Source organism: Campylobacter sp. 2018MI10 (assembly GCF_018501175.1).
GTDB lineage: Bacteria > Campylobacterota > Campylobacteria > Campylobacterales > Campylobacteraceae > Campylobacter_E.
This window is the reverse complement of the sequence record NZ_JAHCZD010000005.1, coordinates 26,535-39,363: the sequence shown is the minus strand read 5'-3', so window position 1 is coordinate 39,363 and position 12,829 is coordinate 26,535. Positions and strand designations below refer to the sequence as shown.

General features: G+C 29.3%; 10 protein-coding genes. 4 read left to right on the top strand and 6 right to left on the bottom strand.

Features of this window, described 5'->3' with window-relative positions:
- Positions 1 to 612 precede the first annotated feature (612 nt).
- From sdhA to sdhE, 3 genes are read left to right on the top strand one after another with little or no spacing between them, the layout of a single operon-like run.
- A complete protein-coding gene (gene sdhA / locus KJR01_RS03380) occupies positions 613 to 2,457 on the top strand; it encodes an 8-methylmenaquinol:fumarate reductase flavoprotein subunit (protein ID WP_214117143.1) in 1,845 nt (614 codons plus the stop codon).
- Complete coding sequence (gene sdhB, locus KJR01_RS03375; protein WP_214117140.1) at positions 2,457 to 3,416, top strand: 8-methylmenaquinol:fumarate reductase iron-sulfur subunit; 960 nt, start codon at positions 2,457 to 2,459, stop codon at positions 3,414 to 3,416. The genes sdhA and sdhB overlap by 1 nt, the downstream gene beginning before the upstream one ends.
- 3 nt (positions 3,417 to 3,419) lie before the next feature.
- On the top strand, positions 3,420 to 4,280 hold the full coding sequence (gene sdhE / locus KJR01_RS03370) for an 8-methylmenaquinol:fumarate reductase membrane anchor subunit (protein ID WP_214117138.1): 861 nt from the start codon (positions 3,420 to 3,422) through the stop codon (positions 4,278 to 4,280).
- Positions 4,281 to 4,289: 9 nt separating this feature from the next.
- Here sdhE and KJR01_RS03365 read toward each other — a convergent pair whose 3' ends face one another.
- The 6 genes from KJR01_RS03365 to KJR01_RS03340 form a co-directional block, all read right to left on the bottom strand.
- The gene (locus KJR01_RS03365) at positions 4,290 to 5,189 is read right to left on the bottom strand and encodes a LysR family transcriptional regulator (RefSeq protein ID WP_214117135.1); all 900 of its coding nucleotides are present in this window, start codon (positions 5,187 to 5,189) and stop codon (positions 4,290 to 4,292) included.
- Positions 5,190 to 5,589: 400 nt separating this feature from the next.
- Positions 5,590 to 6,231 carry a histidine phosphatase family protein gene (locus KJR01_RS03360; RefSeq protein WP_214142703.1) on the bottom strand — a complete coding sequence of 214 codons (642 nt, stop codon included), beginning with the start codon at positions 6,229 to 6,231 and terminating at the stop codon, positions 5,590 to 5,592.
- Complete coding sequence (gene serA / locus KJR01_RS03355) at positions 6,212 to 7,798, bottom strand: phosphoglycerate dehydrogenase (protein ID WP_214117130.1); 1,587 nt, start codon at positions 7,796 to 7,798, stop codon at positions 6,212 to 6,214. The genes KJR01_RS03360 and serA overlap by 20 nt, the downstream gene beginning before the upstream one ends.
- 88 nt (positions 7,799 to 7,886) lie before the next feature.
- Positions 7,887 to 8,702, bottom strand: coding sequence for a Gfo/Idh/MocA family protein (locus KJR01_RS03350; RefSeq protein WP_214117128.1), 816 nt, complete (start codon positions 8,700 to 8,702; stop codon positions 7,887 to 7,889).
- The gene (locus tag KJR01_RS03345) at positions 8,702 to 9,820 is read right to left on the bottom strand and encodes a 5-methyltetrahydropteroyltriglutamate--homocysteine S-methyltransferase (protein WP_214117126.1); all 1,119 of its coding nucleotides are present in this window, start codon (positions 9,818 to 9,820) and stop codon (positions 8,702 to 8,704) included. The genes KJR01_RS03350 and KJR01_RS03345 overlap by 1 nt, the downstream gene beginning before the upstream one ends.
- On the bottom strand, positions 9,821 to 10,912 hold the full coding sequence (locus KJR01_RS03340; protein WP_214117124.1) for a DegT/DnrJ/EryC1/StrS family aminotransferase: 1,092 nt from the start codon (positions 10,910 to 10,912) through the stop codon (positions 9,821 to 9,823).
- A gap of 327 nt (positions 10,913 to 11,239) precedes the next feature.
- Between KJR01_RS03340 and putP the strand changes: the two genes are divergently transcribed.
- Positions 11,240 to 12,760 (top strand): sodium/proline symporter PutP, encoded by a 1,521-nt coding sequence (putP, locus tag KJR01_RS03335; RefSeq protein ID WP_214117121.1) that lies wholly within the window; start codon positions 11,240 to 11,242, stop codon positions 12,758 to 12,760.
- Positions 12,761 to 12,829 lie beyond the last annotated feature (69 nt).

The following is a 12,829-nucleotide window of genomic DNA, read 5'->3' as shown; positions in this document are numbered from 1 at the left end:
CTCAAATAGAATTTAAAACATTAATATAATTTTTTAATAACTAGTGAACTATTAATCATATTAATCTTTTTATGAAGAAATAAGAAACATTATTGACGCTTATAAAAGCATTAAAACACTTTCATAGTTTTATACTCAAAAATTAAAATTATTTTTTAAGAATATATAAAAATATCATCTAATTATTATAAATTAAAGTAATTACTTAAATGGTGTTAATTTGCCTATTTAAAGCTTAATAGTATATATTTAAAATTAGCGTAAATAAAGGCAAATTAAATATTTAAAATATTAGTAAATTTATACTATAGATTTATAAGCAATGTGAAATATTATTAATTATTAAAATACTAAAAAAGAAACTTTTTATAAGTTTATTACTAATAAATATTGATGATATTTTATTTTTTATATTAATTTTATTACAAATTCTCTAATTCAAAATACCATAAAATCGTGATTTTTTATATATTATAATTTTTATCTTATGAGATTATAAAAAAAATAATATTTGACTTATAATGTAATTTAGAATAATATTTTGCTATTAATTTTTTATTTTAAGAAAAAAATAAAGATTAATACCAAAATTCTTATTTAAAGGAGTTTTATATGAATGAAGAAAAATTCAATAGGCGAGATTTCATAAAATCAGCTACTATTGGTGTTGGTGCAGTAGCAGCTAGCACAAGCCCTGTATCAATTATGGCAAGTGAGCTTAAAAAAAGTGGTAAAAATACCTCACTACCAAGCGTAGATGTTTTAGTTATCGGCTCTGGTGGTGCTGGTCTTAGAGCTGCTGTTGCGGTTAGAAAAAATCATCCAAATTTAAATGTTGTAGTAGTTAATAAAGGTATGCCATCACGAAATGCAACCTGTATGGCTGAAGGTGGGATTAATGGTGTGATTGATTTTGAAAATGGTGACTCAAACAAATTACACGCGTATGATACTGTTAAAGGTAGTGATTTTTTAGGCGATCAAGATGTAATTATTAAATTTGCTGAAAAAGCAACTGAAGCAATTCACGAACTTGATTATGCAGGAATGCCTTTTAATAGACAACAAGATAAAACGGTTGCAAGGCGTTTTGCTGGTGGTGCAAAATATGAACGCTGTAATTATGCAGCCGATAAAACAGGTTCTATTATGATGCACACCTGTCTTGATGAAGCCATTACAAATGGTGTTAATTTCTTGCTTGACCATTACTTACTTGATATTGCGATTGATAATAATGAGTGCGAAGGTGTAGTTCTTTTAAATATGCAAACAGGAGATGTAGTGCCTGTATTAGCAAAATCAGTGGTTCTAGCAACAGGTGGTTATACTCGTGTGTTTTATAACCGCACTTCAACCCCATTTAATGCTAGTGGAGATGGAATTGCTGCAGCACTTAGAGCTGGACTTGCGTTTAAAGACCCTGAAATGCTTCAATTTCACCCAACAGGAGTTAGAAATGGTGGTGCATTAATTACTGAAGCGGCAAGAGGTCTTGGTGGAAAATTAATTAATAATAAAGGCGAACGCTTTATGAGTAAATACTCAAATCGTCTTGAGCTTGCTCCAAGAGATATTGTTTCTCGTTCAATTGAAAGTGAAATTCGTTTAGGCAATGGATTTGGAGAGGGAATGGGCTCTTATGTTCTTTTAGATGTTACGCATTTAGGTGAAGAGCAAATTATGAATGAATTACCACAAATTCGTCATATTGGACTTTTATTTGAAGGTATAGATTTAGTAAAAGAACCAATTAAAATTCGTCCAACAGCACACTATTCAATGGGTGGTATAGAAATTGCAAAATTTGATGATATGAGTACTCATTTAGCAGGACTTTTTGCTGCAGGTGAGACAAGTTGTGCTTCAATTCACGGAGCAAATCGTCTAGGTGGAAATAGCTTAGCTGATGCGGCAGTTACAGGCAAACTTGCAGGTGAGGGTGCAGGTGAGTATGCAAGTAAAAGACAAAATTATGGCTCTGGCAAACACGCTGAAGAATTAGCTCAAAAATGGAGAATTAAGCTAAAAGATATAACAAGTGGCAATTCAAAACCTAACGAGCTTTATGATTTAAGAGAAGAATTTGGACAATATAACTGGGATAATATGGGAATTTATAGAACAGGTGAAAAGCTTGAAAAACATATAAAAATCCTAGATGAGATTTGGGCTAAATATAATAATCTTAAAATTTCAAATCCAAATATGTTCTATAACACTGCTTTAATTGAGTATTTAGAATTTGGAAATCTCATTCTTTTAGCAAGATGTGCTTGTCTTGGTGCATTAAATAGAAAAGAAAGCCGTGGGGCTCATACTAGAGAAGATTATCCAACAAGAGATGATGAGAATTTCTTAAAACATAGCCTTGTTACTTTAAAAGATGACAAATTAAGCCTTAGTTATAAAGATGTAGTTATTACAGAATTTAAACCTGAAGAAAGGAAATACTAATGAAAATTTTAATTGACCGCTTTAATGGAGTTGATAAATTTGTTCAAGCATATGATTTAAGTATAGATGAAGTAAAAGGAAAAACGCTTTTAGCCTTATTACAACATATAAAACGCACTCAAGATATTTCACTAAATTTTACTTCGGCTTGTCGTATGGCAATTTGTGGTGCTTGTGGTGTGCGTGTGAATGGGCATTCATACCTTGCTTGTGATACTAAAATGGATGATTTATTAAAAGAATATGACAATCCTGAAAGCTTAAAAATCTCTCCTTTGGCAAATTTTAAAGTTCTTTCGGATTTAGTTGTAGATTGGGAGCCAAGCATTGAGAATTTAAGAAAAATAAAACCAACTATAACACCAAAAGAAGCCTTTTCTGATAAAAAAGGTTGCGTGCAAACTCAAGCTGAAGTTGATGCTATTAAAAAACAATGGGATTGTATTTTATGTGGTTGTTGTGCTAGTGAATGTAATAAACTTGAAGCTGATTCAAGTGATTATATGGAACCATTTGTATTTACTCACGCATTTCGTGCTGCTTATGATTCACGCTCAAAAGATGCTTTAAAACACTTAAAACCATCTATTGCAAATGGTCTTTGGATGTGCGTTCATTGTCAAGAGTGTGCTGACCGCTGTCCTAAAGGAATTAGTGCTGCTGATGATATAGCAATGCTAAGAGTAATGGCTATGAAAAAAGGTTTAAAAGATGGCACAGGACCAGCTCACGCAGAAGCATTCTTAAAGGACTTAGAAGATACAGGTAGATTAAATGAGATTTATTTAGCACTTCGCTCTGAAGGTGTTTTAGCAAATACTACAAAAATAGATATTGCATACAATCTAATGAAAGCAGGTAAGATGAATCCATTACATATTTTTGGTGATGAAGAAATTGAAGGTCATGAAGATTTAGTAAAAATGATTGAAGCAGCTAGAGCTGCTAATAAGGAGTAAGTTATGCAACAAAAAGATTTCGCTTTTTTCCCTGGCTGTGTTTTAAGTCAAGCAGCTAAAGAATCAAAAATGTCATTAGAAGCAATAGCTCCAATACTAGGTATAACTTTACACGAGATTAAGGGTTGGAGTTGCTGTGGTGCATCTCAAGCACAAGATGTAGACCCAATAGCAGCACTTGTAGCAAATGCTAGAAATATAGCATTAGCTGAGAATATGAATATGCCAATGCTAACAACCTGTAGCACTTGTATGCTAACTTTAACTCGTGCAAAAACTGCTTTAGATAAAGGTGCAAAAGACCGCATAAATGAATATTTAGCAAAAGGTAATATGAAATATCAAGGAAATAATGAAATAACAAGCCTTTTATGGATTTTGTATGAGAATTTAGATACCTTAAAATCAAAAGTTGTTAAGCCACTTTCAAATCTAAAAGTAGCTTTATTTTATGGTTGTCATAGTATTCGCCCTGAAAAATCATATAACGCAAAAGAAAGTTCAACTAATCCAAAAAGCTTTGAAGCTGTAGTTAGTGCACTTGGTGCGACAATAGTTCCATTTGAAAAACGCTTAGATTGTTGTGGTTTTCACGCTAGTTATCCAGCAGTAAAATCGGTGCAAAAAATGTCATCTCAAATTGTTGGTAGTGCTGATAAAAATGGTGCTGATTGCGTTGTTACACCTTGTCCGCTTTGCCAAATGCAGCTTGATATTTACCAAGAACGCTATCAAGATGCAATGGGTTCTGAAATTAGAAAGCCAATAATTCATCTTTCTCAATTAGTAGGATTAGCACTTGGTCTTAGCAACGAGCAATTAGGACTTGATTTAAATATAATTGATGCTACAAAATTATCATAATTTTAGGGGCTAAGCCCCTAATTCTTTTGCCATTTTTATAAACTCAAGCTCTAAATGTGAGAGTTTTTTATCTTTTTTATAAGCTATAACTAATGTTTTAATTAAATTATTATCTTTTATATTGAATAATTTTATTTTATCTTTTTTATCATCTTTTATTAATTCGCTAATAGTAAAAGTAGCACCAACACCACTTGCTACTATTGAATTTGCAATATCAAAAGTCTCAGTTTCGCATAAAATTTTAGGAATAAATTCATTGTTTTTAAACATTAAATCAATATCTAATCTACTTCTTTGAGAAGATTTTGGCAGAATAAATTTCTCATTTTTTAGTTCTTTGATTGATATTTCTGGCAATTCTTTATTTTTATATTTTAAAGATAATTCGTGTAAAGATGGTAGTGCTAGAAAAACATTGCTGCTTTTTATTATTTCATATTTTAAATATTTTATATCAAGCGGTAACACTAGCATTCCAAGGTCAATTTCATCATCATAAATCATTTGTTTGATTTTAAGCGTTGAAAAGATTTGAGAAATTTTAATACTAGCGTCGCTAAAACGCTTGCAAAATTGTGGCAAGAGATTTGGAATCATATTATAGCCATTTTGTAAGAATGCTATACGAATTTTGCCAGTTTTGGCATTGTTTAGTGCTGAAATTTCAGTATCAAGCTCTGCTATCATATCTTTTATTAGATTTGCTTTTTTTAAATATATTTCTCCTGCTTCGGTTAAAGATATTGGATTTGTGCTTCTATTAAAAAGCGTGGTTTTTAGCTCATTTTCTAATGCAAAAATACTTTGAGATAATGATGGTTGCGGTATTTTAAGCTCATTTGCAGCCTTTGTAAAGCTTTGCAATTTTGCTACTTTTAAAAATAGTTGCATATGTCTAAAATTCATCTTTTATCCTAATTTAAATTCTTTATTTTTCATATAAATATTTTATATGTTATTTGGTAATAAAATAAAAAATAGCTTTATAAAATTTTTTACTTTTAAAATTTAAATAGATAATATTTATTATAAGATTTTAAAACAAGGTAAAAATGATTATTCTAGCGTGGGTAATACCTGAATATAAGTAAAATAGCAAAAATAATATGCTAAATAATATTGACATTACAACAAATTCTACTTTAGATTAATATATCTTGTAAGAATATTTTAAAGCAAATTGAAGCTGTATTTTATGGTTTTCATATTATACAAATTTATATAATTTTTAAAGATTAATTACTAAGTAAAGCAATGATTTTAAATTCTTATTTTGTAAAAATCAAAATAAGAATTTAAATAAGTATTATAAACCTAATTGAATTTCTTTAGAATATAAATATCCTAAATGATTGGTGTTATTTAAGGTTATTATTTTTGCTAAATCATTAGATATTTCAAGGACATTAATGCAGGTATTATCTTGAGTAATGTTCCAAAATGAGCTAAGTGGTGCATTTAATAAATGAGAAATGATTACCTTATTTACTGCATCGTGAGCGAAAACTGCAATTGTTTTTCCATCATATTTTGTAATATAATCGTTTATTGCAAGTTTTACTCTATTTAAAATATCTTCTAAGCTTTCTCCATTAGGCATTTTTACTAAATGTGGGGTTTGCTTCCATTTTTTTAATAAATCTTGTTCTATTTCACTTGATAATCTACCTTCCCAAGTTCCGTGATTTATCTCTAATAATCTTTCATCTTTTAAAACTTCTTTATTGTGAAATTTAGCACTTTCACAAGCTGTTTCATAAGCTCTTTTTAAAGGACTTGCTATAAAAAAATCAATTTGTATATTTTTTAAAGCAAGGGCTAATTTCTTAGCTTGCTCCTTGCCTAAATCACTTAAATCAGTATCAATTTGACCTTGATATCTACCTTCTTTATTCCAATTAGTTTGCCCGTGTCTAAGTAGTATTAGATTAATCATCGCAAATCTCACTGCAATCAATTATCTTAACTCCATGAACTCCAGCTAATTCACAAAGTTTTTTATAATCTGTTTTTAATGGTTTTTTATTAATGCTAATTGCCATTATGTTTTCACCACTTGTATTTGTTTTGCTAACTTGCATACTTAAAATATTTATTCCTGCTTCGCCTAAAATAGTTCCAATTTGTCCTATCATACCAGGCACATTATCGTGTGGCACTAACAATAATACTCCACTTGGTTCAAATTTAATATCATATTCATCAATACCACTAACATAAGCACTCTTATCGCTCATTAAAGCTCCTCTTATTTCGTGCTCACCTAATTCGCTTACTATTTTTACTTTTATTTGATTATTTACTTCATCACTTTTTTGCTCAATTAAGCTTATTCCTCTATTTTGAGCTAGAATTGGTGCATTAACCATATTTACTTTTTCTTGCAATATAGAATTTAATAATCCACATAACATTACTTGGCTTAAAGCTCTAGTATCAAGCTCTTTAAAGGCATTTGAATACTCAATGAAAACTTGTTTAATTGCTGAATTGCTAACTTCACATGCAATAAATCCTAATGCTTTTACTAGATTAAAATAAGGCTTAATTTTATTTAGCATTTCAGGACTAACTGGCACAGCATTTAAAGCACTAGCAACCATTTGACCATTTAACGCTTCTTTAATAGCAATTGCCACATCAACTGCAACTCCTTCTTGAGCTTCTATTGTAGACGCACCTAAATGCGGTGTTAAAACCACATTTTTTAAAGTTGTAATCTCGTGGTTTCCTAATGGCTCATTAGCAAAAACATCAAGAGCAGCCCCTGCAATATCTTTATTTTTTAAAGCATTTGTTAAATCATCAAGATTAATACATTCACCCCTTGCTGCATTTATAATTCTTACACCTTTTTTCATTTTAGCTATGCTATTTTTATTTATCATTTCTTTTGTTTCATCTGTTAATGGAAGGTGTAATGTAATAAAATCAGCTTCAGCATAAACTTCATCTAATTCACATTTTTTAACTTGTAAATGAATAGCTCTTTCGTTGCTAAGATATGGGTCATACGCAATTACTTTCATACCAAATGCTTGCGCTCTACTAGCAACACCAGCACCAATTCTACCTAAACCTAAAACCCCTAAAGTTTTATCTTTTAATTCAAGTCCTAAAAAGCTTTTTCTATCCCAAATACCATTTACTACGCTAGCATGTGCGTTAGGTATCATTCTAGCAAGGCTTAACATTAGTGCAAAAGTATGTTCTGTAGCTGCGTTTGTATTACCATTTGGTGCATTTACTACTATTATTCCTTTTTTTGTAGCTGCTTTTATATCTATATTATCAACACCAACTCCAGCTCTACCAATTACTTTTAATCTATGAGCGTGTTCTAATACTTTTTCTGTAATTTTTGTAGCACTTCTTAAAATAACTGCATCATAATCACCAATTATTTTTAGCAATTCTTCTTCGCTAATTTTAGGATATTCGCTTACTTTGCAATCTTTTTCTAAAATTTTAGTAGCTAAATCGCTAACTCCATCTAAAACTAAAATCTTGTTCATCTACTCTCCTTTAAATAAAAGCTTTATTCTAGCAATTATTTTAAAGGATTGATTAATTAATTTGTTTTAAGTCGGTATTTTTAATATCTTAATTCAAATTCTTTAGAATTTCTTGAGTATAAATAGCATCATCAACACTTGCTAAAAGCCCTAAATCATTTGTCTTGATATAATTAATAAATTCATCTTGCTCTTTTGCTAAGCTTGAATGAGCTTGAAGTGTTATTGTAGTTTCATCTTTAATTAATTTTGAGTTTAAAAAGTCTAATTCATAGCTTGATACATTTGTATTTATAAAGGCTTTTCTAATCCTGCTATTAAATTCCCAAGAAGCTAAAATATCAAGATTATTAGAATTTAGTTTAATTTGTGTGCAAGGATTATTTGTGCGATTTATTTTAAAACTAGCCTTTATCCCAAAGAAATTTGCTAAATCCAAATCATGCACACAAAGGTCTAAATCAACCCCAACATCACTAATTCTAGCTGGTTTTTTAGATGCTCTTATAAAACTTGCATATTTTATTTCTTCGTTTTTGATATGTTTTAAAAACTCAAGGCTTACAGGATTAAATCTCTCACAAAAGCCAACTGCTACATTCACTCCACTATTTTTAATAGCTAAAGCTTCATCAAGGCTAAATGATAATGGTTTTTCTATTAGAATAAAATTGATTTTATCTTTAATCTTAGAAAATACTTCATAATGATATTTAGTCGGCACAACTATTATCGCTCCATCAATATAATTTTTTAACAATTCATCTAAATTAGAAAAATACTTATCATCATCAATCCAATCAGGCTTAATTAAATCAAAGCAATATAAATTTATATCCTTTTTACAAAGTTCGGTGTAGTGGTTTTTACCCATTACACCAAGACCTATTAATGCTATATTCATTAAAAGCCTTCTTTATCTAAAGTATTATTTAATTCATTTAAAAGTGCGATTTTTTCCCATTGAGTATTCATATCAATTTCATTACCTTCTTCTGTAGAGCTAAAACCACATTGGGTGCTAAACTCAATTTGTTTTGTATCTAAGAAATTAGCTGCTTCTTTTGCTCTTTTAATTAGAGTTTGAATACTTGGATTTTCCTTAGTTTTAGTAGTTAAAAGTCCAATTACTACTATTTGATTTTTAATATATTTTAATGGTTCAAAATCTCCTGACCTATCATCATCAAATTCTAAAAAGAATTTATTTATATTAAGATTTGCAAATAATTCGCTAGCAACTTTGCTATATCCACCACTAGCACTAAAATGGCTTCTATAATTACCCCTACATATATGTATTGCACTTGTGATTGTTTTTGGCATAGTTGCTAGGCTTTTGTTTAAATACTCTACATATTCTTTAGTGCAATCATCGGCGTTATAGTTGTTTTTGATTAGATTTGCTCTAAAATCTTCATCACAAAACGAGCCAAAGCTAACATCATCAAGTTGTAAATAAACTCCGCCTAATTTTTCAAATTCTAAATAAAAATCAGCATAGGCTTTTAAAATATCTTCTTTTAATTTTGCATAATCTTTTCCGTAGTATTCAAATTCTACATTAAATCCACCACGGATAAATAACATATATAAAAGCATTGATGGGCTAGGAATTGTTAATTTTAAGCGATTTGTATCAATGCCTAATTCTTTTGCAATGTTTACTAAACTTGCAAAATCTTTTAAGAAAGGATGGTCTTTACATTCTATTTTATTAGTTATTTTAATACCTTCAGCTCTTGTTTCTATACCTTTAAAAACATAGCCTTTTTCTTTAATAATTTTGCTAATTCCACTAAATCCCCAATAAAAATCTAAATGCCACCAAGAGCGTCTAAATTCTCCATCACTTAGATAATAAACATTGTTTTTATCACACTCAATGAGTAGTTCTTTTATGCACTCATCTTCAATAGCTCTTAATTCGTCTTTACTGATTTTTGCGTTTGCATAATCACTTCTTGCAGCTTTTAATTTAGCTGGTCTTAAGAATGAACCTACTTGGTCTAATCTTCTCATTTATTCTCCTTTATTAAAAATTTCAATGATTTTTTCTTGGTCTAGTGTATCTAAAAATGCAGAAAATGGCAAAGATAAAATCTCATTTGTTACATTTTCGCATACTTTAAAATCACTTGCTTTATAATCTAAATATTTAAAGCAAGGTTGCGAATATAGTGCTATTGGATAATGAATTGCGGTTGGGATATTGTTTTCACTTAGTTTTTTTACTACTAAATCTCTATTTTTAACCCTTACGCTATATTGAGCCCAAACGCTCTTATATCCTGGTTTTACCTTAGGTGTAATGCAGTTTTTAAGGTTTTTTGTATAAATGTTAGCAATTTCGTTTCTTTTAGCAATTTCTTCATCAAAATATTTTAATTTTACATTTAAAACTGCAGCTTGTATGCTATCAAGTCTTGCATTTAAGCCTATTATTTCGTGTTTATATCTCATTTCGCTTCCGTGATTTATAAGTAATTTTACTTTTTTTGCTAATTCATCGCTATTTGTAAAGATAGCCCCACCATCTCCATAACACCCAAGTGGTTTTGAAGGGAAAAAACTTGTCGTGCTAATATCGGCAATATTACAAGAGATATTGCCTAAATCATCTTTTGCACCAAAGCTTTGAGCTGCATCTTCAATCAAGTATAAATTATGTTTTTTACATATATTTTTTATGGAATTTAAATCAGGCATTTGACCAAAAATTGAAACTGCCAAAATAGCCTTAGTCTTAGGTGTAATTAGGCTTTCAATTTTGCTTATATCAAGGTTATAATCTACTTCGCTTATATCAACAAAAACAGGTTTAGCTTTAATTAAAGCTATCATTTCAGAACTTGCAATGAAAGTAAAAGGAGTTGTAATTATCTCATCACCTTCTTTAATCCCTAAAGCTTTTAATGCTACATATAAAGCCGTAGTTCCGTTTGAGCAAGAATATGCGTATTTTGCTTTTGTATAATTTGCTAGATTACTTTCAAGCAAAGCAACTTCATTACCACCGATAAAACTTGTATTATTTAATATATTTTGAATTCTTTCATCTATTTCGTTTTTGTATTTTAAATATTGAGATTTTAAATCACAGAATGCTAACATTGATTATCCTTAAAAAATAAAAGGCTAATTGTATTTGCTTTCATTTAATACATAATTATTTAAGGCTTTATTGTAATCTTTATAATAAGCTTTTTTAAAATATAAATTTATAAAAATTATTTAAAATGATATTGAATGTGATAAAATAGGATATTTAAAAGCTTTTATTTATAAACAAGTAGCAAATACTCAAAAACTATAGCTAGTAATAAATCTATTTATTAATAAAATATTTGAATTATTAAATAATCTTATTTTATAGTATTTTATTATTATTGGAATTTAGGTGCTAGAGTTTTAAAAGTTAGTCTATATAAAAGGATAAAAATGAATGAATTAGAAAAGGTGCAAATTAGTTTGCCAATAATTTTAGATTTTGTATTCTATAGCGTATTAATGCTAGGAATTGGGTTTTATTTTTGGAAGAAAAATAAAACTTCAGAAGATTATTTTATAGGCGATAAAGGTATGGGTCCTATAGTATCAGCACTTAGTGCTGGAGCGTCTGATATGAGTGGTTGGCTTCTTATGGGATTACCAGGGGCTGTTTTATTATATGGCTTAGGTAAAACTTATATAGCAATAGGGCTTAGTGTTGGTGCTTTAATTAATTGGATGTTTGTTGCTAAAAGGCTTAGAATTTATACTGATGTTAGAAAAGATTGTATAACTATTCCTGATTATTTTGAGACTAGATTTAGCGATGATAGTCATACCTTAAGAATAATTTGTGCTATTGTGATTTTAATATTTTTTACTATTTATATATCTAGTGGTTTAGTAGCTGGTGGAAAGCTTTTTGAAGAATTATTTTCAGTTAAATACGAACAAGCAGTAATTACAGGAACTATATTAATAGTTGTTTATACTTTCGTTGGCGGATATAAGGCAGTTTGTTGGACTGATTTGATACAAGGCTTATTGATGATGGGAGCTTTAATTATTGTTCCATTGGTTATGATTAATGAAATAGGCGGATTTAGCGAAGCTATTAATATAATAATTAAGCTTGGAGAAGAAAGTCAAAAAGATTATATTTCTATGAGTAAAAATCTAACTTTAGTAGGGATAATTAGTTCTTTAGCTTGGGGACTTGGGTATTTTGGTCAGCCACACATAATAGTAAGGTTTATATCTATAAAAAGCACAAAAGACATTCCAATTGCTACTTTTGTAGGTATTTCTTGGATGGTAATTAGTTTAATTGGAGCTATTTTAATAGGATTTATTGGTATTGCTTATTTGTATAAGTTTAATATAGACTTATTAGATAAGGATAGAATTTTTATAGTAACTAGCCAATTATTATTTAATCCTTGGATTTCTGGAATTTTATTAAGTGCGATTTTAGCAGCGATTATGAGTACGGCAAGTTCGCAATTATTAGTATCTAGCTCAACTTTAGCAGAAGATTTTTATAGAAAAATTTTTAATAAAGGAGCTCCTGCTAAGATAGTAATGAGAGTTTCAAGACTTAGTGTTTTGGTTGTTGCTATTGTTGCTTTTATAATTTCTGCTGATAAAAATACTAGTATTATTGATATTGTTGGATATGCTTGGGCTGGTTTTGGTGCTTCTTTTGGTAGTGTGATAATTTTTTCTTTATTTTGGAAAAATATGAGTAGATTAGGTGCGATTTTAGGTATGAGTTTTGGTGCTTTAGGAGTGATTTTGTGGGAGCATATTGATTATTTTAATATTGCAAAAGAAGGTATATTTGAACTTTATTCAATAATACCAGGATTTTTACTAGCTTCAGTATTTATAATAATAGGCTCAATAATACAGCCAGTAAGACAAGGAACAAAAAAAGCTTATGATGATATGCTAACTAAATTAAAGCTCTAAAAATTAGAGCTTTATTATCTTTAGTTTAAAACCTTTTTGATATGATTTAAAAAATTTTCAAGGATATAA